At 40.5% G+C, this 24,620-nt stretch carries 22 protein-coding genes; 10 read left to right on the top strand and 12 right to left on the bottom strand.

Features of this window, described 5'->3' with window-relative positions; all coding sequences use genetic code 11:
• Positions 1 to 2 precede the first annotated feature (2 nt).
• Positions 3 to 821 carry a LytR/AlgR family response regulator transcription factor gene (locus tag ACK8HY_RS13970; RefSeq protein ID WP_416133980.1) on the bottom strand — a complete coding sequence of 273 codons (819 nt, stop codon included), beginning with the start codon at positions 819 to 821 and terminating at the stop codon, positions 3 to 5.
• A gap of 133 nt (positions 822 to 954) precedes the next feature.
• Between ACK8HY_RS13970 and ACK8HY_RS13975 the strand changes: the two genes are divergently transcribed.
• From ACK8HY_RS13975 to ACK8HY_RS14000, 6 genes are all read left to right on the top strand, one after another.
• Entirely contained in the window at positions 955 to 1,149 is a 195-nt protein-coding gene (locus ACK8HY_RS13975; protein WP_416133981.1) for a hypothetical protein, read from the top strand.
• A gap of 43 nt (positions 1,150 to 1,192) precedes the next feature.
• The gene (locus tag ACK8HY_RS13980; protein ID WP_416133982.1) at positions 1,193 to 1,711 is read left to right on the top strand and encodes a hypothetical protein; all 519 of its coding nucleotides are present in this window, start codon (positions 1,193 to 1,195) and stop codon (positions 1,709 to 1,711) included.
• Positions 1,701 to 2,642: a hypothetical protein gene (locus tag ACK8HY_RS13985; protein WP_416133983.1), complete on the top strand. Its 942-nt coding sequence runs from the start codon at positions 1,701 to 1,703 to the stop codon at positions 2,640 to 2,642. Before ACK8HY_RS13980 ends, ACK8HY_RS13985 begins: the two co-directional genes overlap by 11 nt.
• A gap of 31 nt (positions 2,643 to 2,673) precedes the next feature.
• Complete coding sequence (locus ACK8HY_RS13990) at positions 2,674 to 3,645, top strand: helix-turn-helix domain-containing protein (protein ID WP_416133984.1); 972 nt, start codon at positions 2,674 to 2,676, stop codon at positions 3,643 to 3,645.
• Between the two features lie 202 nt (positions 3,646 to 3,847).
• Positions 3,848 to 4,357, top strand: coding sequence for a MauE/DoxX family redox-associated membrane protein (locus ACK8HY_RS13995; protein ID WP_416133985.1), 510 nt, complete (start codon positions 3,848 to 3,850; stop codon positions 4,355 to 4,357).
• On the top strand, positions 4,354 to 4,686 hold the full coding sequence (locus ACK8HY_RS14000; protein ID WP_416133986.1) for a hypothetical protein: 333 nt from the start codon (positions 4,354 to 4,356) through the stop codon (positions 4,684 to 4,686). The genes ACK8HY_RS13995 and ACK8HY_RS14000 overlap by 4 nt, the downstream gene beginning before the upstream one ends.
• A 55-nt stretch (positions 4,687 to 4,741) precedes the next feature.
• Here ACK8HY_RS14000 and ACK8HY_RS14005 read toward each other — a convergent pair whose 3' ends face one another.
• Genes ACK8HY_RS14005 through ACK8HY_RS14015 form a run of 3 tightly spaced genes read right to left on the bottom strand, consistent with a single transcriptional unit; the run spans position 4,742 to position 10,615 of the window.
• On the bottom strand, positions 4,742 to 6,112 hold the full coding sequence (locus ACK8HY_RS14005; RefSeq protein WP_416133987.1) for a RagB/SusD family nutrient uptake outer membrane protein: 1,371 nt from the start codon (positions 6,110 to 6,112) through the stop codon (positions 4,742 to 4,744).
• Positions 6,113 to 6,114: 2 nt separating this feature from the next.
• Positions 6,115 to 9,324, bottom strand: coding sequence for a SusC/RagA family TonB-linked outer membrane protein (locus ACK8HY_RS14010; protein ID WP_416133988.1), 3,210 nt, complete (start codon positions 9,322 to 9,324; stop codon positions 6,115 to 6,117).
• Between the two features lies 1 nt (position 9,325).
• Complete coding sequence (locus ACK8HY_RS14015) at positions 9,326 to 10,615, bottom strand: TlpA family protein disulfide reductase (RefSeq protein ID WP_416133989.1); 1,290 nt, start codon at positions 10,613 to 10,615, stop codon at positions 9,326 to 9,328.
• Positions 10,616 to 11,469: 854 nt separating this feature from the next.
• Here ACK8HY_RS14015 and ACK8HY_RS14020 point away from each other — a divergent pair.
• Positions 11,470 to 11,964, top strand: a complete 495-nt coding sequence (locus ACK8HY_RS14020) for a hypothetical protein (protein WP_416133990.1) — start codon at positions 11,470 to 11,472, stop codon at positions 11,962 to 11,964.
• Positions 11,965 to 12,231: 267 nt separating this feature from the next.
• Here ACK8HY_RS14020 and ACK8HY_RS14025 read toward each other — a convergent pair whose 3' ends face one another.
• The 3 genes from ACK8HY_RS14025 to ACK8HY_RS14035 all read right to left on the bottom strand — a co-directional run bounded on the left by ACK8HY_RS14025 (position 12,232) and on the right by ACK8HY_RS14035 (position 13,788).
• A complete protein-coding gene (locus tag ACK8HY_RS14025; RefSeq protein WP_416133991.1) occupies positions 12,232 to 12,798 on the bottom strand; it encodes a hypothetical protein in 567 nt (188 codons plus the stop codon).
• 168 nt (positions 12,799 to 12,966) lie between these two features.
• Positions 12,967 to 13,242 carry a DUF1579 family protein gene (locus tag ACK8HY_RS14030; protein ID WP_416133992.1) on the bottom strand — a complete coding sequence of 92 codons (276 nt, stop codon included), beginning with the start codon at positions 13,240 to 13,242 and terminating at the stop codon, positions 12,967 to 12,969.
• A 45-nt stretch (positions 13,243 to 13,287) separates the two neighbouring features.
• Positions 13,288 to 13,788: a DinB family protein gene (locus ACK8HY_RS14035; RefSeq protein ID WP_416133993.1), complete on the bottom strand. Its 501-nt coding sequence runs from the start codon at positions 13,786 to 13,788 to the stop codon at positions 13,288 to 13,290.
• A gap of 564 nt (positions 13,789 to 14,352) precedes the next feature.
• Here ACK8HY_RS14035 and ACK8HY_RS14040 point away from each other — a divergent pair.
• Positions 14,353 to 15,522 carry a homing endonuclease associated repeat-containing protein gene (locus ACK8HY_RS14040; protein ID WP_416133994.1) on the top strand — a complete coding sequence of 390 codons (1,170 nt, stop codon included), beginning with the start codon at positions 14,353 to 14,355 and terminating at the stop codon, positions 15,520 to 15,522.
• Between the two features lie 228 nt (positions 15,523 to 15,750).
• Positions 15,751 to 16,416, top strand: coding sequence for a TetR/AcrR family transcriptional regulator (locus ACK8HY_RS14045; RefSeq protein ID WP_416133995.1), 666 nt, complete (start codon positions 15,751 to 15,753; stop codon positions 16,414 to 16,416).
• Between the two features lie 94 nt (positions 16,417 to 16,510).
• Here the strand turns inward: ACK8HY_RS14045 and ACK8HY_RS14050 are convergent, their stop codons facing one another.
• Both ACK8HY_RS14050 and ACK8HY_RS14055 read right to left on the bottom strand, forming a co-directional pair.
• Positions 16,511 to 17,824, bottom strand: coding sequence for an aminotransferase class I/II-fold pyridoxal phosphate-dependent enzyme (locus ACK8HY_RS14050; protein WP_416133996.1), 1,314 nt, complete (start codon positions 17,822 to 17,824; stop codon positions 16,511 to 16,513).
• Positions 17,825 to 18,012: 188 nt separating this feature from the next.
• Entirely contained in the window at positions 18,013 to 19,920 is a 1,908-nt protein-coding gene (locus ACK8HY_RS14055) for a polysaccharide biosynthesis protein (RefSeq protein WP_416133997.1), read from the bottom strand.
• Positions 19,921 to 20,162: 242 nt separating this feature from the next.
• Here ACK8HY_RS14055 and ACK8HY_RS14060 point away from each other — a divergent pair, with 242 nt between their 5' ends.
• Positions 20,163 to 21,293 (top strand): nucleotidyltransferase family protein, encoded by a 1,131-nt coding sequence (locus ACK8HY_RS14060; protein ID WP_416133998.1) that lies wholly within the window; start codon positions 20,163 to 20,165, stop codon positions 21,291 to 21,293.
• Between the two features lie 129 nt (positions 21,294 to 21,422).
• On the opposite strand, the gene gldN is transcribed toward ACK8HY_RS14060, so the two are convergent.
• The 3 genes from gldN to ACK8HY_RS14075 are packed head-to-tail and all read right to left on the bottom strand — an operon-like array spanning position 21,423 to position 24,533.
• Positions 21,423 to 22,472: a gliding motility protein GldN gene (gldN, locus tag ACK8HY_RS14065; RefSeq protein WP_416133999.1), complete on the bottom strand. Its 1,050-nt coding sequence runs from the start codon at positions 22,470 to 22,472 to the stop codon at positions 21,423 to 21,425.
• Between the two features lie 36 nt (positions 22,473 to 22,508).
• Positions 22,509 to 23,810: an SUMF1/EgtB/PvdO family nonheme iron enzyme gene (locus tag ACK8HY_RS14070; protein ID WP_416134000.1), complete on the bottom strand. Its 1,302-nt coding sequence runs from the start codon at positions 23,808 to 23,810 to the stop codon at positions 22,509 to 22,511.
• 30 nt (positions 23,811 to 23,840) lie between these two features.
• Positions 23,841 to 24,533, bottom strand: coding sequence for an outer membrane beta-barrel protein (locus tag ACK8HY_RS14075; protein ID WP_416134001.1), 693 nt, complete (start codon positions 24,531 to 24,533; stop codon positions 23,841 to 23,843).
• Positions 24,534 to 24,620: the final 87 nt, after the last annotated feature.

Below are 24,620 nucleotides of genomic sequence, written 5' to 3' on the forward strand. Positions count from 1 at the left end.
TTTCAGCTACGTTTCGGGTCGATGCTATTCAGGTAATTTTTTAACGGCTGCTCCCTCGTTTTCACAAAAGAAATGCTTTTGGCATCACCGATTGTCATCCGGTCTAAAGACACCTTGGTGATAAAATGTATATTGACAATGCGGGAAGCATCTGCGCGCACAAAATTAGGCCATGTGGCGTAGACATGCTCAAAATCTTTCAAGGTCCAATTCAATACCCCCAAAAGATATATCTCACCATTCTTTAATCCATAAAAATGGAGGTAATTATACATTGTCTCCATGTAAACAATTGCATCGATATCAACTGGGACTTTTTGATATTCCCTTGTATTATTCTTACTCTTCTTGACCCTCCCCATTCCTTTTTTCGCATGCTGCAATGGGCTATCCGAAGGCACAAAATCCAGCAAAATTTTCTGCGCTTTCAGGTCATTCAATCTGCGTTTTCGTTCCTTTTCTCGTAGATTCCTAAAAAGCTGAAGAACTTTTTCTTCAGCTAAAGGTTTGGTGAGATAACCATCCACATAGGAGTCGTGCCCTGCTAAAGCATATTTTTGTGCAAATCCTGTGATTAACACAAAATATGTACAATAGTTCTTGAGCATTTGTACAGCCTCCAATCCCGACAGCTCAGGCATTTCAATATCACAAAGTATGAGTGTGACATTTTTTCCACCTTTGAGAAAAAAAGCCTCGGCGTCCCATACAGATGCAAATACTTCACATACATCAAATACGCTGGTTTCTTCTAATACAGCACGCGCATCTTCCCGGGCACCATGTAGATCATCAATAATTATAACAGAATTTTTTTTCATATCGAGAAAGGACAACTAAATAATTATAGCGATAAAGTAAATAATTACAAGCGACATAAACAAATAATTAGCTGGTACTTATCGCTTCCATGCTCCATTTTTAAGGCTTTAATTATATCACAACCGTTTTATTATGAAGAGATTAAATTTATTTCTATGTACTGCAGTGATGGCTGCCATCTATTTCCTGCTCGCACAGCGGAGTACTTCCGATCCCAGATCTTTGGAGGGCAATGAGATTCATTATATTCATCTTGATGACCTTGATACCACGACCGATCCTGGCCTGACTACCCGATTGTTCTTTCCATCGCCTCCGAATAAATAATCGTCGCCCCTATCCATTAGATTTTTAGCTATTGAAATCAATTATGTACATCTTAGTAGCGATTGGCTGTGTTCTGCATTTTAGCTTGATCACAGCCAATAACCTAGCTGCCATTTTCTGCAATAAGATAGGGACTGCCCCGCTCAGTAGACTGCTTCCCCTGTATCAAGATCTTGCGGGGATCAATGGCGGCTATAGTTTTTACGGCCCCAATGTCAATAACCAGGTTGAAATCCGTTACAGTATTTATCGGGGTAGGGAGGTCAGTATAACCAGCGAACCAAGGCTACAGTCTAGCATGGGTATACTTCGGTTTCAGAGTTATCTGGAATTGGGGACCTCCTTTTTCGATCCACAAAAGCGGGATCTGCATAAACAGGCGAAAAAGACCGCGCAGGTATTGACCCGGGGGCTCATGGCGGATAAATCGGTAGACAGTATCCGCTGTCAGCTCCTCAGCCGGATGATACCGCCACTTGTAGCAGCTAAGAAGAGTATTTCGGCTAAGACAACCTATATTATCCTCCTAGATCATCTTGAAATAAACAGCAATGATAAGTAGCGACCAATCACCCTATTATAATCCATTAACCGTTCTCCCTGGCGGACTGGGCCTATTATTGACGATAGAGATGTGCAGGCTTTGGCCTGACCTATCCCCGCTCTATGGGAGTCGGCAATTGCTGAGCTCCGAGCTATTGATGATACAGCAGCGACCCTATTTTTTCTCCATCCACAGCTTGGGCTGGTCTATTTCACTATCGATCACCGAGATCGTTGTCTATATACTAGCCTTGCTATACATCAGCTGTGGACTGCTTTTATTCCTTGGCAGAACTACTTTAGCTATTACCCTGACCCTGTTTTTTCTCCATTATGTTTTCTTTATTTCCAATTACACCTGGAGTTATGGTGCGGATTATCTCGCACAGACAGGACTCTTCTTCAGCCTATTGTTTGGCCTGGGTACACCCAAGGATATCAACAGGAAAACATGGATGCTTATAGGGCATCACCTTTTCCGCCTACAGCTTAGCTTCGTTTATTTTTTTGCCGGATTAGGAAAAGCGATGGGGACTGCCTGGTGGAATGGAGAAGCCATCTGGAAAGCGGTCCAGCAGCCGTTTGCTCCACCACTCATTGCTATCCCCATAGCTGTCCAGCACCTTGCTCCACTTTGGATGCTGTTGGGGATACTCACCGTAATATTTGAAATAAGCTATCCGTTGGTATGGATCAGAGGGGTAGTTCGCCCCACCATAATTACCGGTATCGTACTGATGCACGTCGGCATAGGCCTCTGTATGGGCCTGACTCATTTTTCCTGCCTAATGATCTGGTACAACCTCTGTGCCTGGAGTGGTCCACTCCTACAATATATAGCCAAGCCAATTATAAAACCCCTTGAGCCTTTTAAGTCCCTACTACAGGTGTGGCGGACGACAAATCTGCTTGATACAAGGAAAGGAGGTGACGAACAGCAATACCATTAAGCAAAGCCACGACCCTAAATCAGCCAAATTTATGAAAAAAACATTCCAATTTATATTACCTGAGGTAGAGATCTTTACCACCCAGACAAAAGCCTTTTTACCCAAACTACCCGACTCACAATTGCAGCGGTATGAGGGTGAGGGTATACAACTTGTCGAAGAATACATGGATTATCACAGTGTGATCTTCTACCGCATCCAGGTGCATGTGCAACAGCCTACTCAGCTGACCGTGCGCACGCATACATGTGATTATCATCTGCTGTACAATCTGCACTCCCCCGAGACTATTGTCCTGGAACATCGATCAAGTCAAAGTCAAGCCCTGTTGCCTTCAGAGCATGACAGCTATATCTATATTCCAAAAGGCAAAATCCGAACCGACCTGTTTCCGGGAGATTATCTGGTCTATGGTGTTCTGGTAGACATCGGTTACATCCGGCCAGAAATCTACCAAGCGAACCACTTTTTATCCGAATTCAGGAAAGCACATCTACGTGATAAAAACTGTCTTTATCAAAGTGCGATCTGGCCGATCAAAGAAAAAACACGTTACCAAATTTCCCATATTGAAGAGCGCTTTTTCAAATATCATAAAGACAATGAAGCGATGGCTGTAAAAATGCTCTATGACCTATTTGATATTGCCATCTATAAGAATTTTCAGTTTCATGAAAAGATCAACCCGAATCAGTTGCTGGCCGAAAGAGCCGAACGAATGATCAGGGATCAGGTGATGCAGACTTTTAGCAGCTGCTCGATACAGACGATTGCGGATCAGATGCAAGTCGACATCAGTACATTGGACAAGTTGTACAAAGCAGTCTATGGCGAAACTCCGAGGCAGACCTGGAACAAGCTGATCGTCCAAAAAGCAAAAGATTTACTCCTTGCGGGATATGCTGTCAAGGAAGTATCCAATTACTGCGGCTATGGACAGCAACAAAATTTTTCGACTTTTTTCAAAAAGCATACGGGCATCTGCCCGAGCCAATATAAATGAAAAGCCATTCCTAATCAGAAATGGCTTCAACACTATTTATTTATTGCATTTCACCCTCATATTGGTTATTCACCCTCCGTATTGGTCATTCACCCCTCGCAGTAAACCGTAAAATCTAAAAATCATACAACGACCTACCTAAAAGTCAAACATATATGGGAGATTACTGCACTAACTTTGGTATAAGATACAACAACAAATTATGAACATGATCACAGGCAAACAGCAACTAGAGCACAATAAACGTTCGATGAATGACAAAATCAAACGAAACGGTGTGAAAGCTTCAAAAGTGCTTTTGCGAATTAACGTTTACGGCTACGCTTGCCTCTACATGTTCACTGGGGTAGATAAATTCATTAACATTGAACGTTTTACAAAGGGACTCAATAAAGTCCCTTATCTACAGCGCTATGCGTTAACCATTGGCCTAGGTATTCCTGTCCTGGAAATTCTTCTTGCTCTTATGCTAATTATTCCTGGACGGATTCAACAGATCTCGCTATGGTGTTCAACAATGTTAATGTTAGTTTTCACAATCTTTATTTCCTGGATGATGAAGTATCATCCCAACCAAATGTGCCACTGTGGCAAAGCGATCGAAAAAATGGGCTGGGACGCCCACCTTGTATTTAATCTGATATGGCTGGCATTAGGAGTCTATGCCATTCGATATAATCACAAATTAATACATAAAACTAAATTATCATGAGAACAAAAAACATCATGAGCACAGTGCTAATGGGATTGGCACTGTTGGGCACCGCAGCTGGAACTTCTGCTTTTGCCGAAAAGTTCGCAGATCAGATCTGGTATTTTGACAGCGACAATCCAAGTGAGATTACCGATGCCAGCAAATGGACTATGGTTGATCCAGATCGTGAAGGCTGTCAGGAACAAACGGCAGACCTTCCCTGCGCATTGCCTACTCCAGCAACTGTGAATACGGTTTCGGCCTTACAGAGTTACTTTAGTAGTCATTACAGTAACAATGCGTCGTTAATTAAAGCGGATTCGCCACAACAACGCGTAGCGCCTTAATCTTGGGGAGGCAATGAACAATAAGCAGCGAAAACAGCTGCTTATTGTCTTTATATTATCTTGGGTTTGGCGTATATCCACCCAATTCGATTACTGTCCGGGGCAGTTGCAATATCCATCTAAGTTCATTGGCTTTTAGCTCATATTTTTTCCCATTGACATTTCTCACGAGGTCAATATCCGCACCGGTACTATTCAATCGTTTGATATCTATCCATCGGATTCCACGATAGAGCAGCTCTTTCCTTCGCTCGAGCAATATCTTTTGCAATAGTTCCTCTTTCGACAAAGTTGCTGGCCATGGTGTAAAATCAGCAGGTTTAAAGCGTGCCGCCAGTAATCTATTCATATCCGCGATGGCCAAGTCAAGGTTCCCTATTCTGCAATTTCCTTCAGCCCTATTGAGGTACATTTCATTTACCGCGGGTCCACTAAAGGGTGAAGTTCCACCTGTATTCCCAAAATATGCCCGAAATGAATAGCTCTGATCCGCATTCAAGGTAAAAAACATTGGTTTTCTCAAATCATTATCTGCGAATAAGTTGACAAGTTCTTCTGTTACTCTCAATCTGCTCTGACCTAATATTTGGCTAGACCGTAAAGCTGCAGATAACAACACTTCGGCATTATAAGGATCTATAGGAAGTTTTTTAGATCTATCTAAGGTATTAAAATCCAACAGGTCATGTTTCAATTGCAATGCAGAATCCGCATAGATAACAGCTTCCTGATATTTTCCCATCGACAGATATGTTCGTGAAAGCATTGCGAGGGCGGCTGCTCTAGACGGTTTTACTAAATGGTCAGCAACATCAGGCAATAATAAAGTACTTGTTTTAAGATCATGAATAATCTGCTGATAGGTATCCCTAATATTTGCTCTTTCAATCTTTTCATTAAAATTGCTTGTTAGTCTTAGTGGCATTCCAAAATCTATCGCTGCGGAGGATTCGTTGTAGACCTTTCCCCAGATCCACACCCCGCCAAGATATTTACGTCCACGGTTGAAAAGGGCTTCGCCTTTAATTCGGTTAAACCTACTCCGATCAGTTACAGTACCCTCTTTTTCCAATTTTGCTAATTTCTCCAGCACAAGGTTGCTATAGTATATCGAGCTATAGATCGTATTCCAATCGTTTGCATTATCTTCCAAAAAAACATCATCTGTCCATAAATAAGCATTACGTGCGTCACTACTGAGTAAGCTTGCCAAATTCACATCAGAAAGATAAAAATCCGCTGACGAAATTTCGCCAGTCTGAGGGTCATCGACAAACTGTGTATAGAAATTCATCAGCGCATCAAGATCGTCCAAATTATCGGGCACGGACAAAGCCACGTCCGATTTTTCTTCCAAGAATTTCTCACATGCTGTACAACATATCGTTAAGATACATCCTATTATAAGTTTTAGGTATTTATTCATGATCAATAATTTATTTTTACCCCAAGGCTTATTACACGTCGAGCTGTAAAATCTCCCAACGATGGTCTGCCCATATCAGGGTCAAGTCCTAATTTATTTTTTGTCCACAACAGTCCAGGATTTTCAATATTGAGACTGGTTTGCATGCGAAGCCCCTTATTATTCAACAATATCGGCGTTAGATCATAGGTAAGATTAATATACTGTAGCCTCAACCAGCTCGCGTTATAGACAAAAGGCTGTGCATTTGTATAAAAATTGTCTCTTGCATAATTCACCTGATATTGCATTGCTGGGATATCAGTCCGCTTTTCATCGCCAGTTTTTTCCCAGCGCAGCGTATAATCGCCATGTGTCTCATTTCTTGAGATGAGATTACTATAGTTTAAGGTATTACGCCGCAAAAAATAATCGAATTTGAATGTGAAGGAAAAGGCCAAAGAAAATGCGCCATAGTTCAACTCATTTTGCAGTGCACCGAACCATCTCGGCATCATGGAGCCATGGTAATGCAGGTCATTGACATCCGTCCCCGTCCCCATGATCATTGCATAGTTTTTGCTAAGCTCATCCTTCAAATATCCGCGCGGGCTTCCATCTTGTGGATCCAGTCCTGCCCATTTATAACTGAGCAGACTGTATACAGGTTTACCCTCTATTCCAGATACGGTGTTGATATTTCCAACAAAAGCATATCCGTATGTGTTGGGTAGATAATATTTAGTGATTTTATCCTTATTGAAACTTAAGTTCAGGCTTGTATTCCACGAAAATTTTCCAATTATATTTTTAGATTTCAGAGAGATATCTAAACCCTCACCTTGCATTGAAGCCACATTTTTTAGTACTGAAGTGCCAATTCCGGTGGTGTAATCCACTGGCGTATTACCAAATAAATCATCACCAATTTTTCTATACCATTCAAGACTACCACTCAATCGATTGGATTTCGAAGCAAAATCAAGACCTAAATTTAAGGTCCTTACCGACTCCCATTTCAGGTCAGGGTTTTCAAAATTGGCAATATTAACGACAGGCTTGCCATTAAATGATGAGTTTGCACGGTTGCGCACTGTGGTCACGGCAACCATATTGTACGCCATATTTCCACTGACACCATAGCTCCCTCTCAATTTGAGGTATGGCATAAACCCCAAGTTGTAGAATGGTTCTTTTGAAATATCCCAAGAAGCTCCCAAAGACCACAAAGGGTTCCACTTATTATTGGTATTGACGCCAAAAAAGTTGGAAGCATCCTTCCTGAAACTCCCCAGGATTGCATACCTGTTTTTGAATCCGGCCGTTAAGTTACTATAGTAGGATACAAAGCGATTCGTCTTTTTAGTCATTCCGTCGGAGAAAGGAATATATTCTCCGGCCCCCGTCACAAAATTGGGATAAGTTGTTGTTGGATCAATAGGCGTGTTGCTATACCTATTCTCATTAAAACCATACCGTATAGTTCCTTCGCTTTCGGACACTGCATTTCGAATTTCCATACCAGCAAGACCGTTGAGCTCAAAAATTCCCAGCCTTCTATTCAGCAGTAACATATTACGAACATTATGGACATGTAAGCCCGCTATGTTGCTCCGTCTAATCGCTCCCATGGGGACAAGGTAAGTTACCTTCCCGTCCTTGGCTATTTGTGTAAATTTATTAATGAGATCACGCGTATAGAAACTTTCTTGATCATTGAGTGTGACATTCTCCGAGACTTGATATTGATAATTATATTTCGATTGAAATTCCAATCCCATAGGCAACTTAATAATGACAGTAGGACTAATAAGCAATTCACGCACATGATTTTGGACTTTTGTGTATTTATAATCTTCTTTTGGATAATAATTCCAATCCAGTAAAGGAAGGCCTTGCAGGCCAAGGAGATAATCTTGATTTAGAAACCTGACTAAAGGAACAGCCAGACCATTTTCATCAGCCAGACTAGCATAAGGAACGACCTGTCCAGCGCTATTTCCAAAAGACGAAATAGTTTGCTTTCCAGATTTACTCTTTCGATCCGTGATACTTGCATTAAGCTGAAAAGTCAGCCAGTTATTTGCTTTAAGCACCTGGTCAAATTGCAATGACAGGCGTTCTGCCTTTGCTGAAAGCTCATTGTTTTCATTACTGTGTGCTAATGCTAGATTATAGCCATGACGAGCCGAACCACCCTCAATTGCCAATCGTTCCTGAAAAACAGCCTGGCGACTATAGACGTATTTATCAAGATCGTCATATAAGTCATCTGCTTTCAATTTATTCAGTCTCTGTTGGAGTGTAGCGTCATCGATCAGTCCCAATCGGTGCTTCTCCAACAATGCAACTACTGGTGTTACAGCAGGTTTGCTGCTGGATGAAAAAGCATTCTGATAATAACCTTTTTCGAAGAGAGCTTTTTCGACCTCAATAAAATCGGTAGGCGTCATCGTATTTGCATATCGAAGATCGGGCTTTGCGAATACAGATGCATTGGATTGAAAGTTCACTTTTATTTTTTTGTCAAGTGAAGCCTTTTTGCTGGTAATTACAATAACTCCATTTCCTGCTCGGGCTCCCCAGATGGAAGCTGCTGCGGCATCCTTAAGGACTGTAATATTTGCAATATTATCGGGCGAAATATTCGCCATATCACCTTCATAGGGGAAATCATCCAAGATAATCAGTGGAGACTTATTTCCATTTATACTACTTAAACCACGGATCCTTAAGTTCGTATTATCGTTGTTGGACAGTGTTCCGTGATCGAAAGTAACCCCGCTGAGCATACCATCCAGACGATCCATTACGTTAGCAGCGGTACGCATCGCTAATTTTTTTTCGTTCATTACATCCACAGATCCAATTTTTTCGCGGACACTCAATTTCTGATAACCCGTATACACAGGCACTTCTTCGATCATATACCCTTTAGGGGTTAACCTAAAGGTGTGATAGGACTGTGTTATATCCATGATTACAGTATCAAGAGGTAAATACCCCACATGGCTCACGAATAATTGCTGTTGTTTATACGATTCGGGAATAATCAATTTCCCATAGGCGTCCGATTTAAATTTTATCCCTTTTGTTCCTACACTGACATTTACTTCGGCTATGGGTAGACCGTTAGAAGAATCCACAATATGTATCTGCTGCGCCACTGTATTTCCTCCGATCAGGGCGCCTACGATACAGAGCACAATATGCTTAAATTTATTTCCTTCCATATTAGCTCACGATTAAAATTGGAATACTAATTTTTATTTTACGTATCCCCAATGAATGGGTTGCCAGTATCTGTTTTACTATCTGAATAGACAGTTTATCTGGAAAAGGTATTGAAAGATCCTCACCAGCAGTAGCATCCAAAAACAAAGGCTCATCTGGTAACCCCTTTATTAAACTGGTCGCCAGTATAGAGAACTGTCGTTCGTTTTGCCATTGAATTTCCTGTTTTGATTTTGGGATATCATAAATTTCCCAAAACTCCACCTGTTTTGACTCGAAGTGAATATTACTTTTCAATTCTGTATTTAATATGCTGAGACAGTCCGAAACGATACTTTGTTTTTTTCCTTTTGGTTGCACATATTCCAGGGTATACACATCCAAAGAATCCAGGCCTTTTTTCTTTTCATTCTTTTGGAATTCGACAAACTTATGATAGAAAGGCAATTTTTGCTCGGCAAAGTATATCCTTGCCAGTTTACTTGCTATTGCCATTAACGGTATATTGATCATACTCAATGAATAAACATGGTCATTCTCTTTTCTTACAATATTACATCGCCCCAATTCATCATTTCTACCATTTGCGAAGAATGAATAGGAATATCCGGGCTGTTTGGAATAACGGGAGGCTAGCAGCATTGGATATTTAGCGGTATTATTTGTCAGTTCGCTCACGACGATTTTATCGGGATTGGATAGCAGTTCATTCAGTTTGTCGACATCCCACTCCAGTCCACCAAATATGGTCTGCACTTTCCCTTTTGCATTGATCAATACATAATAGGGCACCGATGCATGTGGAAAATATACATGAAAGCTTTTGCTGTTTACAATAGACTGAAAGGGGATTGAGTTGAGATACTTGTTGTTTCTGGCAATTTTCGAAACTTTAATACCATCTTCATAGGTCACGGCCAAAAAATTCAGTTTTTTCGAACGCACAGGTTCGGTTTCATACATTTTAGGCATATTGACGATACATGTACTACAGGTGGTATTCCAAAAGTCCAATAATAAAGGCTTTCCCCGAAACTGCTGCAATACAATCCGCTCAGTAACTCCATGATTATAAATAGTAACACTATCCAGCCAGAAATGCTCAGGTAATGTTTCTCCGGCCAGTATTTCCACGGCGGGAGCTAGCCCATCAGCCCCGCTGTCCCTGCGGGGCGTCTGAGCTGATAAACTAAACATAGAAACTAAGCATAGGATAGATAGTAGGGCACTATACATTTTCATTGTCTTTAGATTGGGCAAGACCTCTCCTGCCCTAAAAAAATGTCTCATTTTTTAAGTTTTAATGGAGTGGCTTAATGTTGAGATATACCTGTCCGATCGGAATCAACAACTATATCTCAGGAGCTAACATAGGCTACTCCGATAATAAATAGAACGATTAATAGGTTCTCGGATACGGTGTAAAAACAATTACACGGGATTAAATATAGGCGATACCGTACCCGTATGAAAATGAAAAACCGACCTTTCTAATAGAAAATCTATATCAATTTGTTTCCAATCTTTGTTTCTCAATAATAAATTCCTTACTTTTAAGGTGCTAAACAAAAGAGTAGGAATTATACTTGTCGGCATAAGACTGTAAACAAATCAGGTCGGCAAAATCAACAATTGATATGCTTTAAATATGTCATTTGGGCATTTTTATGCACATTCCGCTACCGTAAAGTATCGGCCATGTTGATTTTAAGCTTTTTTTTAATACTATTCAGGTGGACAGTATTTGTTCTTGGTGAGCAGAATTACTGCGTGTTGACGAAGCTGATCCTTGATCTGCTGCCGCACGGTGAATATTTTCGACTCTTTTATCATAATCTATGAATTGGGTTATTAACAAGAGTCTCGAGAGGAAGAAAGAGGAAGCCTCTATATAAGATAGGCTCCTGCTTTCAGCCAACAGAAGGGTACTAGCAAAGACCACGACGCAGCATCCAGCAGGAGCCTATCCCACAATTGCAAATATAGGCAAAAGTAAGGATAAAACTCCCAGTGGTCTCGCGTCTGTAAAATTGCTAGTTTTTTCTGTCGAGACTATAACCAGCGAACTGATTATAAGACAAATATAAAAATAAAAAACAAAATAAGTCTCATTTGAGACATTTTATTTTACAAATAAAATTAAAATGACTGAAAATCAATTAAATAAACTTGAATCTTTCACTAAACATATCTTGTCGATAATTGATAAAAAGTTTAAGAATAAATTAGAACATAAAAATAAATCTCAGCAGATATTAGATATCCTTAACGGAAGCTCACCCAAATTGGATGGTAGAATCTTCTATAGTGTCTTAATTATTCTGGGAGAGGATATCGATGAATTTTGTGATAATTACTTTAGTAAACATGAAGGATATATATTAGAAAGTCTAAAAAAGAATGGAAACCTATTTCACGACTTAATTTATCCATTTACAAATAGCCAAAATCAAATAAGTGACAGTTCTAAAATTATAGCAAAAAGATTCAATCGATTATTCTCAGGAGAACTAAAAGAACTATATGCAGATGAAATTTATGGGCTTTCAAAAGCATTTTCATGGAAACCTCAGCAACTTTTTGACTACTTTTACGGCGATGGCGAACGTCCAATGATTGGGATTACACCTCCCAAGTAAAGTTAGTCCCTGATATTGAACATCAAGCAGAAAAACAGTTACAACCTTTTTGATACTAAAGTATTTACTGCAAAGCTTAGTTATTCCGGCTAAAGGAAAACCAACTTTTAGCTAAGCCACCTGAATAAGCTGCTTCAAATCGGTATGGAAAAGTTACCGCACCAATTCCGCACCTATCGAATCTGCACCTCCAGTTCAGAACAAAATCTATGCATAAAAAAAGGGAAACAAACTGCATCCCTTTTTTATTCCCGAGAAATTCATTATTTATTGAACAGAAAAACAAGCAATTATAGTGTTGCTATTGTTTAATGCATTGGGGTTAGACACAAGAATTCCATATTCACCTTGCGCCATATTGTTTATGATCAATTTATAGGAGCTTTCTTTAAATTTTTTTGCTTGATAAGCGACGAAATCTTCGTTACCGGTTGATCCCCCTGAAAATGTCCCGACTTCAGCAATTTGAAATTTACGTTCTTTTTTAGTGGTCTCAAACTTAACAACGCTCACAATCGAAAGTGGATCAGACTTATTATCAAAACTCTTAACGATAAAAGTCACAGGTTCATTCGATGGAATTACTACCGGAGAAGTTGCACCTTTGATGACCATTTTAGATTTGACTTTACCTATACCAATAATGTACATGGAAGCATTCGCTTTACTTTTGATTTGCACACTTTGCTTTTCAAGCGGAAGAGATATTCCATCGTTTTTTACATATACCGCCTCCCCTATATATTCAGGTTCGTCAATATGGTCAAAATTTTGCTGGCTGAAGCCTTGCAGGGCGAATGTCAATAGGCTAATAATTAAAATAATTCTTTTCATTTCATAATTAATAAGTTGCGCAAATATAGGAAAAGAAAATATACCCATCCAAATGTTAATGACGTCTTTGATAAGTTAGTTGATACACAAAAAAGTTGAAACATCTTTAGAGTTAAAATTATAATCACCCCAATCTTTTCAGTAATGAACAATTAAGGCTGACTTAACTTAATTCATTATCTTTCCGCCAGTGCCCCAAGAATCAACCCAAGAAGCTGTAACTTCCGCTGCCTTGTTATTGTTGCCTATCAACAGCATTCCCTCCTGAGGCCTGCCCTCATGATGCCAATTATAAGTCAACATCAGAAATTTATTATTAGCGACAGCTTTGATAACTAAATTTGAATCCGAATTAAAATCAGGATCGGGCAGCCAGCTTAGAATCAACCGATGATTACCTCTCCAATCACCAATGTATCTGTTATTTATATCTATTAGTTTCATGACAAGTGTTAAAGATCCAAAATTGATTTAAAGATGAGATCCGCATTATTCCTTCAGCCGCATCACATTCCAAAAATTATAGTCCAGCATGGGTGCCTTTAAAACACCAACATTATGCCCGATCGTGACTATCTGACCGCGGTGATAGGTCGTATGGATAATCAAATGCTGGAGGTATTCATACTTGGGAAAATTAGAAGAGAACCATTGTGATTCGATGAGATGGGGCTCATTCATCGCCTCAGTATTTTCCTTTACATAGGCAGCTAAAAGTTGGGCTTCGTTAACGATGTTGTTCATTTCAGTTTCAATGTCCACCGATGTAGCGATATAGTCAAAGCTTGGTGTCGGCGTCCCACGAATCATCGATGACCAATACAATTGTGTATCGCTAATGTGCTTGAGCGTTTTTGCAATACTACTGAAACTCGACGGACATTCTGTTTGTAACAATTCCTCAGGGTAGCCCCTCAGCCAAGCAACTAACTGTTCGGTGACCCAAATGTTATAATCAACACTGTTTGTAATAGATGTTTTTAGACTCATATTGTTTTTATTTTCTATTTAATAAAAATTTAAAACTACAATATATTCAACGATGTGCGCCAACAGATGGACGCTGTTAAACACTGGTTATTAATCTATTAAATATAGAAAATTTTATGAGTTGAAGCTATACCAATAAATTGATACATCAGAAAATTTAGACATATGATATAGTTTCAGCATTTAACCGACCACTACTAACGAATAGCAATTGCTACTTCACTCTTTTGCATTTTTCTATGCCTGTCCTAAGAGCTTTCTCATTCCTGTCTTTTATTGTTTGCCGGATGGTAATTTTTTTACCGAGAATTGCCTATTATGAACATGCTTGGTAAAACTTATACCAAGGCACATTCAGACTGGTAAATTTCTTACCAGAATTGCTATACTATAAACACAGTTGGAAAAATTTATACCTAGATAGGTACTTGTAGATGTCCCATGAAAGTAGTGATTGCACGCTGATTGCATACAGCCTTTTAAACACCCACATTTAACTTCAAAAATAAATGTATATATTTATTGTAAATAATTATAGTAAATAACCAATAAAGAGTATACGATTTGAGACCTACTGAGGAAAAGACAATACAAGAAGCTTTTTCGAAAGTTCAAGAATTTTATAAGCAGCACGGCAGAACACCTATTCGTCGTGAAATGGAAAACATCAACACCATTGGACGACGCTACTTTGGGTCATGGAACAATTTTATTCTGGCGGCAGGACTTAAGCCCCGTATCAATAAAACAGCGGAAGAAATCAAAGCTGAGCTACTCGTCTTGCTAATTGACTTTTATAAAAAAAATGACCGCATTCCCATGCGTAGGGAATTTTCGGCAAAATCAACAAATGTCCGTAAATATTTTGGCACATGGAACAAGTTTATAGCTGCAGCTGGTTTTACCCCCAATGACCGCAGAATCCCTTCCATTGGAAAGTTAAAGAATTCATTGGTTAAATTTTATATCAAACACCACCGTTCTCCAACTATCACGGACTGTACACATGAAAAAGGCCTCTATAATTATAGGTCTTACTTTACCCATTTCAAGGTCAGCACATGGGCAGATGTCCTTGAATATGTAGGTTTAGACTCTTATTTCCGAATAACCACTATGACGGAATCCGAAGCCAAAACCAAGGTAATCCAGCTGATCAAAAAGCACCATATTAAACACTATAAAGATTACAAACGGCTTAAACCCGAAAATTATCCTTCGGTCTGGTATCTGGTGGATAAATTTGGCTGGAACAACCTATGTTATCTCGCTGGGACCAAAATTCCAGTAACCAAGTTTAGTATCAAGGATTATTACCTCAGTCTGGCTAAAGAATTGGGACGAACACCTACGACAAAAGAACTGGAAGCCAAAATGGGGGTTACTAGCGGAGCAATGACATGGAAGACCGGTCAACGCTTGAACCATTTTATCCAGTCTTTTGGTCACAAGCCCGCCCATAGCACACCTGAACGATGCAAATTGAGCAAAAAGCAACTCGCCGATCTCTATAAGCGCAAAAGTATTGAACACGGTTTTGAGAACGGCATGCCCCGATCAAAACTGTTTGAATTGACGGGATATACCAGAGATATTTACGACAATCGTTTTCACAATATCAATGGGCTACGTGTGGCTTGTGGATTTAAAATCATTCCAGCAGCGTGTAAGCCCTATACAGCAGGTGAACTTCAAAATATTCTGAAAAAACCAACATATGCAAAGAAGCGTTAGGATTCGCCCGTCGATTCCAAATGTATCTGAGTCCATTATAATTTCGATAAGTAGGTTTATTGTGTTTATTCAAAAGGAAGATCGATGCAATTAAAGTTTTTTGTGCCCAAGGCTTTTTATAACCAAAAATTTAAATAATTTATAAACTTTAGCTAATTCAATGTAAGCTAAGTTGATTTTTTATATATTTGATATTAATACGCAAATCTTTCTGTTTCAAACAGTATTATGACCAATAAACAACAGTCTAGAAAGCAATATCAGGGCGAAAAAAATAATAAAGAGCGGACCATGGGCAAATTAGTTGCTGCCGTTGGCGAAGTTCTCAAAGAAAAAGGCTACCCTGGACTCACCATAGCTAATATTTCAAAAAAGGCAGGTGTCGACCGTAAGCTTATTGGTTTATACTTTGGCACATTGGACAACCTGGTAGAAACATACATCAGGGGCAAAGACTATTGGCTCTCGGCAACCGTGAACGCCGTAGAATTTTTTGGAAATGCGCCCGAGGTGGGGTCGAGAGGTTTTTTGGAGTCCTTATTATTAAATCAACTTGAAGATTTTCTGACCAATATCGAAATGCAAAAGATATTAGCCTGGCAGATCTGCGAAGAGTCGGTCCTTATGTCTGAGATTTCTCAGGAACGGGAAAAGATGAGCGCGCTTTTTTTCGCTTTTGCAGACAAGGAACTTCAGGGCAAGGATCTTGACCTGCGGGCAGTCGTCACAATTCTAGTTGCCGGTATTTACTATATTGTTCTTCACTCAGCACATACAAAAAGTACGGTCTGTGAGATTGACATTTCAACTCCAGAGGGATTAAACAGGATAAAAGCTTCAATCAAGAATATTTTGGGCTGGGCTTATAACTCCGTCGAAGAACCTACCAGCTAAGCAATTTTTAGTTTCAGCAGTTAATAAAAATGGGCATAAATGTATGGTATCTATGCCCGAATAATTCAAGGTTTCCCGAAAATCTGTTGATTCTCTACTCATTTTCAGCGGTATGCTCGCTAAGGAACTCACCTGCGGGACGATCATCCAGACGGGCAACGACCTTAAAGGCCCGATAGATCTGATCGACGGAATAGTTGTGCTCCTCCAACGTTTCAAAAAATACATCGTTGAGTGTCTTTACCATCTGCTCAATCTGATCGTATGACTGAAGTACAGTGATTGTAAATCTTATCCCGGAATGATTTTGGGACACAGCGGGAAATACCCCGATGTTGAGCAAAAATCCACGCTTGATCATTTTTTCCATAATAATATAGGCCAGTTCGGCTCTTGATGTACCGACGAAGAATATTCCCGAATCAAAATTCGATATTAATGGCAATGAAGTTTCTTTAAATAAGGAATTTGCATATTTTATTCTATTCGCTAATTCGGTTTGAAGCACAGCGATTTCGTCTGTTAAATGAATCTTTGCAGAAGCTACTGCGGCACCCAGAGTAGCCGGTTGGAGCGGTCCGGAGGAGTTGAATGGTGCACCACAGGCACGCACCCGCCGCGCTAATTCCTTATTTGGAAAAACCAACATACCTCCACCTGTCGCAAAAGCTTTGGCCATCGATGAGGCGATAATCATCCTTTCGTGTATCGTATGGTTGCTGAGGATGTGCCCCCTTCCATTTTTCCCCAATATACTCATACTATGTGCATCGTCGATGTAGGTATGGAAGGAAGGATAGGCTGCCAAGAGATCAAAGATCTCATCGGCGGGACAGCGATCCCCAAACATGGAATAAATACCGTCAGCAAAATACCAAACCCGGTTATGGCTTTTTTGAAGCATCTCGATGCGTTCCCTCAGCAAATCCAAACGATTATGGCGCAGGACTTCGAAGTGAACTGGCCAATTTGCCCGGAATACATTGATGCCGCTCAGAACCGAATTGTGGAGCTGCTGATCGGCGATAACTGCGTCTCCCGAATCCAAAATCACGGGTATGGCGGACAAATGTGCGAGTGTGGTGGTAGGGGCTACAATCGTAGGGGCTTCAAAAATTTCGCTCATCAACTCTTCCAGTTCGCGGTATAAATCGATGGAAACATATGCCCGCGATTCGGAAAATTGCACACCATATTTTTCCACGGCAGCTATTGCAGCATGTTTTAAACGGGCGTCATGTTCCAGCCCAAGATAGCTACAAGAGGTAAAATTAACTAACTCTGAGTCGTTAATACGGATGAGATTGTCGGTTGTTAGCTGGCCCTGTTGCGTTAAATGGAGTATACCTCTCTTGACCCCCTCAGAAATACTCTGATCAACAGCTTTCATAAAATTATCGTGGTTCATGCCTATGGTTTTTTTATTAAAGTTATTGATTTCTTACTAAATAGTAGTGATATTTCTCGTTATTTGACCGTCATACTATCCCATGAATCAAAAAAACGGATAACATTACTGCTACCCGTTTTTCCTTATCACAAACACTTTTTCTACAAATTGTCACGATAAATCATGATTCGCCATTTTGCTAATCACTACTTGTCCAAAACCGAAAAATCTGAATTCTGGGAGCGATATTCGGGCACGATATCCTTAATCAGCTGTACCAAATTCATTTTATCATCATTAGGATCCGCAGCTTTCGCAAAAGCACATAATTGCTCCACACGCGTTTTTTGGGATTCCAAATCTGGTGTATTTACCTTCGCAATCATAATCTTTTCATGATAAGTTTTCTCTGTGTTCTCCCCGTTGGCCAACAGCTCTTCATAGATTTTTTCACCGGGACGGAGGCCAACGATCTTGACATCAATATCTTCCGGATAATTATAGCCTTTGAGCCGGATCATTTGCTTGGCCAAGTCCATAATCTTAACAGGCTCGCCCATATCAAAGACAAAGATCTCCCCGCCTTTTCCCATGACGGCCGCCTCCTGCACCAGTTGGCAGGCCTCGGGTATCGTCATAAAATATCGGGTTATATTTGGATCTGTAATGGTTAATGGTCCGCCCTTGAGCATCTGCTTTTCAAATAAGGGGATCACCGACCCGTTGGAGCCCAATACATTGCCAAATCGGGTCACAATAAAATTCGTCTTGGAGCTTATATTGACCGTTGAAACCGCAATTTCGGCCACGCGCTTGGTCGCTCCCATGACATTTGTCGGGTTGACCGCTTTATCTGTGGACACCATCACGAATTTGGAAACATTGTATTTATCTGCCAACAAAGCGACGTTATAAGAGCCCCATACATTTGTAAGGATAGACTCGTAGGGGTTGGCTTCCATAAGTGGCACATGCTTATAAGCTGCCGCATGGAAAACATAGGTCGGTCTATAAAATTGGAACAAAGTGTCCATAAAAGACGCATCCCGAACATTTCCTACTATAAAGGTACAACGCGAAAAATGAGCATAACCACTTAGCTCCTGCTGAATATCATATAGCGCAGATTCAGCCTGATCGAGCACGATAAGCTGTTTTAAATCGGTGTGCGCAAGCTGCCGCACCAGTTCGCCGCCGATAGAACCCGCTCCACCTGTGACCAGTACAATCTGCCCCTTCATCTCGGAGGCAATCGTAGGATTATCCAGATCAATGGCTTTACGTCCCAATAGATCTTCGATACGTAAACTTCGGATCTGCCTTGTCGCCACTTCACCCGCCAATAGACGGGCCGTATCCGGAATAATTTTAACAATCAATGGAATGGGTTCAGCAAGCTTAAACACCGAGTTCAATCGCTCCGGTCTACGGTCATCCACGGCAATAATAATTTCGGATGCATTTCCATGGCGTTGCACAAATTCTTTGTTCAGTGTATTAATGTCATGGATTTTAAATCCCTGGATACGATTACCGATGCGATGCGGGTTGTCATCCATAATGGCGACAATCCTATATTTGTTGCGGGAAGTGGTATGGATAAAGTGAAAGGTGGTATTACCCATATTACCGGCACCAAAAAGAATCACAGGAATACGGTTATCTTTACCCCACATCAGCTCATGGTACAAAGCGCGATACAGCACCCTGCTGAAGGTCATACCAAAACCAGCAATTAATGCATGAAAAAGCAGCTGGGTATCCGAAAAAGGAAGCATATCCTCATAGGATGGATACAGCCATTCAATTACTTTAGCGATCAGCACCGTGGAAAAATAAGCCAATCCGATCGCCAGGACGATGCGTTGCAATTCGCGGATACCCGTCTTATGGACAACACTTTTAAATGTGCCGAAAATAAAGAACCATATTAGATAGACTCCCGAAACAAGTAATGCCTGTCTGACCATCTCGTCAATCTCTACTTCACCTCTATGCTTGAAAATAAGCACATAACTGGTAAAAAAAGCTATTGCAACAATCATCATGTCCAACAGCAATATGATCCACCGCGGCTTGTTGATGGACAAGCCCTCTTTCCATAAATTACTCATCTAAAAATTCTATAAGATATAATATACTTTAATCGCAAAATCTGATTAAAAAGTATCCCTTACCGTAATTAAATATTTTTGAAACAATTAATCATTTGCGAAATTACTGAATTAGGAGGTAAATAAATGATTAAAACATACAGCAGAGGATTTCCGCGCTATATTTTTATATCGATTTTTTTGCCGATCGCGATGATTACGATGCATCAACATCCTAGGAGTACGCTTGAAAATCATTATCTTTGGATAAATTGTTTTTGCAGCATATCCAAATGGACAACCAACTAAAGAGCATCTTTTTTCAATTGCTACGGATCGGGTTATGGGGGGAGGGAAACTTATCTTTAGATCAGCCACTGACTGTTGACGACTGGAATAAAGTATACCGATACGCGATCAATCACACCATAGAAGGTTTAATTTATGACAGCTTTTCTTTTTTAGAAGAAAGTCAGCTCCCTCCGCCATCGCTACGCTTAAAATGGGCGGTACGGGTAGATCAGATTGAGCGGCACAATACAAAAATGAATAGCGTCATCGCAGAACAATTTACTGCCTTCAGTGCCCATGGTATCCACCCCATCTTGCAGAAAGGTCAAGGTGTAGCCGCCTATTATCGCGTGCCCAATCATCGTATCAGTGGGGATATTGATTTCTGTTTTGAGGAAGACGGCTATGCAAAAGCGCGGAATTTTCTAAAAGAGAAGCGGATAAAATTTCAGGATACTGCGGGCTTTAGCTTAGATTATGACTGGAGGGGTATTCATATCGAACATCATAAAAAGACATTTGACTTTCGTAGCCCATTAAAAAGAAGTTATCTCAAACAGCTTTTAAAAAAATACGAGCATGCGAAACAGCATATTACGCTCAATGGCGTTCCTATTCGATTACTAGCAGCAGAGCTGCAGCTGCTTCAAGTCAATGTTCATATTTTAAAACATCTGATCACTTATGGTATAGGACTACGCCAACTGTGTGACTCCGCAAGACTTTATTATGCGACCTCTTCCCAGACCGATCATGAAGCATTGCAACAGATCTATGCAAAAACCGGCATTCTGAAATGGATCCATCTTTTGCATAAGATCCTGGTCGAAAACCTAGGTCTTCCTAAAATTAATCTTCCCTTTCCTTATCCCGAACATCTTGAAGCCGACTGGATGCTTGATGAAGTATGGTATTCCGGGAATTTCGGATTTAATGATGAACGATTTGAAAAGGGTAAAACCCCGACAATTTTTGCCCGGCCAGATTCCCCCAAACGTCTGTGGCAGAACTTCAAACGTTATGTGAAGTATGCTCCACAGGAAGCCATCGCCTTTCCGCTCATACATACCTATTCTAAATTCCTGGGGAAGGATAGTGATTAGCAATCTGCCGATTAATTAATTTTTCATTTTATGCCAAGAAGATTGCGTGAATAAATGATAGAGTTTCTCAAAGGAAAGTGGGGTCAGATTATTATAAACTGACCCACTTGCATATGAATTGAGATGAATTTATAACTTTTCCTCAATCTCTTGTTTATTTCCCTCAACTTTACCTTCTTCTTGCTGTTGTTGCTTTTGAGATTGATTATTTTCAGGTTCAGTTTGATGAGACTGGTTCCCTTCTAGCTCCTCCGCTTTCACCCCTTTTGGATTACTCCACAGTTTCTTTTTATAGGCATCCAATTTTTCTTCAACTTTTCGACTATCCAACAATTGTGCACCATTTTCAGACTCTTTTACGTTTTGTAACATCCCAGGTGAAGATTCGCGTACAATCGTACTTGCAAATTTGTTCTGTACAAAGAAGTCGTCCATCGTCATATCATAGAGACCCTTATCCGGATCCGAGATATCTACCTGCACCAAACTATAACGCAATTGTGGAAAATAAAGCCAAAAAGCAGGTGTTGCCCCGACAGATTCCGCCAATTCAGCAGAAGTCGTAATATTCATTAAGGGGGCTACACCAATAATACGAGTTTCCAACCTGCTGCGTTGCTTATCGAAAAAGATATCTTCTTTCACCCGAAATTTCGTTACCCGGCTCGGGTCAAACTCGTTAAGCGCCATTTTTGAGTCGATTTGATTTCCTTCACCGTCAAAGATGGGAACCAATACGCTATCCGCAAAACGAGCCATCCCTTCCTGGGCGCTTAAACGGCCTTTGAATGAATCATCATCAGGGCTGTACAAGGATAGCTTTCCTTTTTCAATCGCTTTCATCACCACTTCGATCAAGGAGTTTCCCGGGATAGCCAAGATATAATTCTTTTCATCTTTTAGATCGATATCGCGCCATACCCGTTTGTAGAAACGAATATTCTTCTTGTTCACCTCAGGATAAGCAAATGGGACCGCATCTTCCATACTGTTTGCCTGATAAAATCCATCGGTTGTCGGGATCGTATCCGGATTAACCTCGCCTGAGGCAACTGGGATAGCTGAAATTACATTATTTAACGTATCCTGTGTTCTAGGAACCGTATCTATTGTTGTCTCTTGCTGAGCGAACAATGATCCAGTGACCAGTATCATGGCAACTGTCGCTATTATTTTCATGTTCATCATTATCGATTTTATAATTTACAGCCTGAATTAATACTTACGTGTTTTACTTTGCACGGTTGGCATTTCAAATGCAGACATCACACAGCGGAATCCGATATACGAATGCGGTTCGTAGTCCACGGAATAATTACGGGTTTCGCTATTGAGTTGCTCACCATTATCTTTCCAGGAACCGCCACGTACGACTTTTCTTTTCAATGCATCGCCATCCTTTGCATCGGCATCGTATAATAATGCCGGGTTAAGGTCATTGACAAATACGACCGCTGATGGGCTATAGGCATCCAATGTCCATTCTGAAACATTACCGGCCATATTATAGACACCAAAGGCGTTAGGCATATAGGATTTGACAGGTAATGTAAATGTAGCCCCATCGCGTGAGTAAGTACCTTCGCCCTGTTTAAAGTTGACCGCTAATTTCTTTTTGCCCTCTGTTCCATCAATCGTGTACCGTGCTCCAGCGATCGTATCCTGTGGATCTAATTTACCGGATGCGGCATATTGCCATTGTGCTTCCGTTGGCAAACTCAGGCTTAGCTGATAACCATTCAGGTAAGAATTTTTCAATACTGTCGCCGCCATCTCGCTCGCGCGCCAGTCGGTAAATGCACGCGCTTGCCGCCATGTGACGCCTACAACAGGATAGTAATCAAAAGATGGATGTGTAAAATAATTCGCATCCAAAGAAGCTAATTGTGCATTAGGAAAATCTTTTGTCCAGATATCCTCCACTGGCATGACAGCAACGGAGTCCGTTACATAAGCTTTTTTCATATTACCTTTGGATTGCAAATAGGAGAAGCGATATTTAATGACCTCGGGGTTGAGTGCGCGTCTATTTCCCCGCATTTCCAACATAGGTGCAAGACGTTCCTGAATACTTGGATCATTGCTTTTCCATAAAGGCGATACCTTCTTGACTTTTGCCCAATTAATCCTGCGTTGTCCCACTTGTTCGCCCGCAATTTCTAAAAAGTACTGGTCATCCTGCAAGTAATCTGTAACGGCAACCGAATCGGCAACCCAATTGACAAATTCGCGGTACTGTTTATTGGTCACTTCAGCTTCGTCAATAAAAAAAGCACTTACGCTCACATTTTTTCCTACGTTCCCACTATCCAGAGAGCCTTTAAAAAGGATTGTTCCGGAGGGAATATAGACCATTCCCGGAGGCGCGGGCAACTTACCGCCACGGAAGGCATTCACCTTGGGCGCTTTATACATTGCTGAGTTCGATTTACAGGCAGCGAAACCGATCAAAAGTGCCAAAGCACCAATAGCCAGCAGACGATTTTTATAGAGCTGTTTAATTATCGTTATCATCATATAGTTATTAAATTAGGTTGTTTGATTCGCTTATTTACGGTTGAAAAGAGCATATTTCAAGCCTAAGGACACGAAACCATATTGATCGTTGTTTTTATTCTTTATGCCGTCGAGGTTATCATTGGTTGTTAAGGTATGCTGATAGTTGACGTTGATTGCCCATTGTGGCCCATATAAAGTACGGCCGAATGGGATGTCAACGCCCACATTGATCGGTACTACAAAATGGATTTCCCCTAAATCCTCGGCTAGTTCACCACCTTGATTAGCGATAGCTTCTACATAGAACGGGTCAATCTGACGCTTTATACGATTTTTAACCAGTCCCGCACCTGCGCCTACGTAAACATTTGAAAGAATACACTCAAATGTATTTGCCTGCAAGGTATAATAGCTGTAATTGCGTGCCTGCCCCATAAATTGGCCCAAACGAACCTTCCCATTGATATTCCCTGCGAAATATCGATTTTCAAACTCACTATTATGGCCGTTCCCACTTAATGTACCTTTCTCTCCGTGCAAGCCAACTGATATAAAAGGATTAATTAAATAATCAGCTTCGCCATAAAAAGCAAATTTAGCCTCTACATTCGCCAGATCTGTTAAATTATAGGCAACACCCGCACCTGCTCCCACACTAAGGGGCCGTGAAAATTGCGCTGATACGGATCCAATCATTAAGCTTAACATCCCTATTGTTGTACATAATAGTTTTTTTCTCATCCTGTGTTGAATAGTATTAAAATTTTTACAATCATAACGGATTGTATCCAATTTTATTGCCAAATAAAAAAGCCCAAGTTGAAATTC

This window comes from Sphingobacterium sp. NGMCC 1.201703 (assembly GCF_047784615.1).
GTDB lineage: Bacteria > Bacteroidota > Bacteroidia > Sphingobacteriales > Sphingobacteriaceae > Sphingobacterium.

Excerpts from the sequence above, each read along its gene's own strand:
- ACK8HY_RS13970 (WP_416133980.1), bottom strand. The coding sequence starts at position 821 with ATGAAAAAAAATTCTGTTATAATTATTGATGATCTACATGGTGCCCGG.
- ACK8HY_RS13975 (WP_416133981.1), top strand. The coding sequence starts at position 955 with ATGAAGAGATTAAATTTATTTCTATGTACTGCAGTGATGGCTGCCATC.
- ACK8HY_RS13980 (WP_416133982.1), top strand. The coding sequence starts at position 1,193 with ATGTACATCTTAGTAGCGATTGGCTGTGTTCTGCATTTTAGCTTGATC.
- ACK8HY_RS13985 (WP_416133983.1), top strand. The coding sequence starts at position 1,701 with ATGATAAGTAGCGACCAATCACCCTATTATAATCCATTAACCGTTCTC.
- ACK8HY_RS13990 (WP_416133984.1), top strand. The coding sequence starts at position 2,674 with ATGAAAAAAACATTCCAATTTATATTACCTGAGGTAGAGATCTTTACC.
- ACK8HY_RS13995 (WP_416133985.1), top strand. The coding sequence starts at position 3,848 with ATGAACATGATCACAGGCAAACAGCAACTAGAGCACAATAAACGTTCG.
- ACK8HY_RS14000 (WP_416133986.1), top strand. The coding sequence starts at position 4,354 with ATGAGAACAAAAAACATCATGAGCACAGTGCTAATGGGATTGGCACTG.
- ACK8HY_RS14005 (WP_416133987.1), bottom strand. The coding sequence starts at position 6,112 with ATGAATAAATACCTAAAACTTATAATAGGATGTATCTTAACGATATGT.
- ACK8HY_RS14010 (WP_416133988.1), bottom strand. The coding sequence starts at position 9,324 with ATGGAAGGAAATAAATTTAAGCATATTGTGCTCTGTATCGTAGGCGCC.
- ACK8HY_RS14015 (WP_416133989.1), bottom strand. The coding sequence starts at position 10,615 with ATGAGACATTTTTTTAGGGCAGGAGAGGTCTTGCCCAATCTAAAGACA.
- ACK8HY_RS14020 (WP_416133990.1), top strand. The coding sequence starts at position 11,470 with ATGACTGAAAATCAATTAAATAAACTTGAATCTTTCACTAAACATATC.
- ACK8HY_RS14025 (WP_416133991.1), bottom strand. The coding sequence starts at position 12,798 with ATGAAAAGAATTATTTTAATTATTAGCCTATTGACATTCGCCCTGCAA.
- ACK8HY_RS14030 (WP_416133992.1), bottom strand. The coding sequence starts at position 13,242 with ATGAAACTAATAGATATAAATAACAGATACATTGGTGATTGGAGAGGT.
- ACK8HY_RS14035 (WP_416133993.1), bottom strand. The coding sequence starts at position 13,788 with ATGAGTCTAAAAACATCTATTACAAACAGTGTTGATTATAACATTTGG.
- ACK8HY_RS14045 (WP_416133995.1), top strand. The coding sequence starts at position 15,751 with ATGACCAATAAACAACAGTCTAGAAAGCAATATCAGGGCGAAAAAAAT.
- ACK8HY_RS14050 (WP_416133996.1), bottom strand. The coding sequence starts at position 17,824 with ATGAACCACGATAATTTTATGAAAGCTGTTGATCAGAGTATTTCTGAG.
- ACK8HY_RS14055 (WP_416133997.1), bottom strand. The coding sequence starts at position 19,920 with ATGAGTAATTTATGGAAAGAGGGCTTGTCCATCAACAAGCCGCGGTGG.
- gldN (WP_416133999.1), bottom strand. The coding sequence starts at position 22,472 with ATGAAAATAATAGCGACAGTTGCCATGATACTGGTCACTGGATCATTG.
- ACK8HY_RS14070 (WP_416134000.1), bottom strand. The coding sequence starts at position 23,810 with ATGATGATAACGATAATTAAACAGCTCTATAAAAATCGTCTGCTGGCT.
- ACK8HY_RS14075 (WP_416134001.1), bottom strand. The coding sequence starts at position 24,533 with ATGAGAAAAAAACTATTATGTACAACAATAGGGATGTTAAGCTTAATG.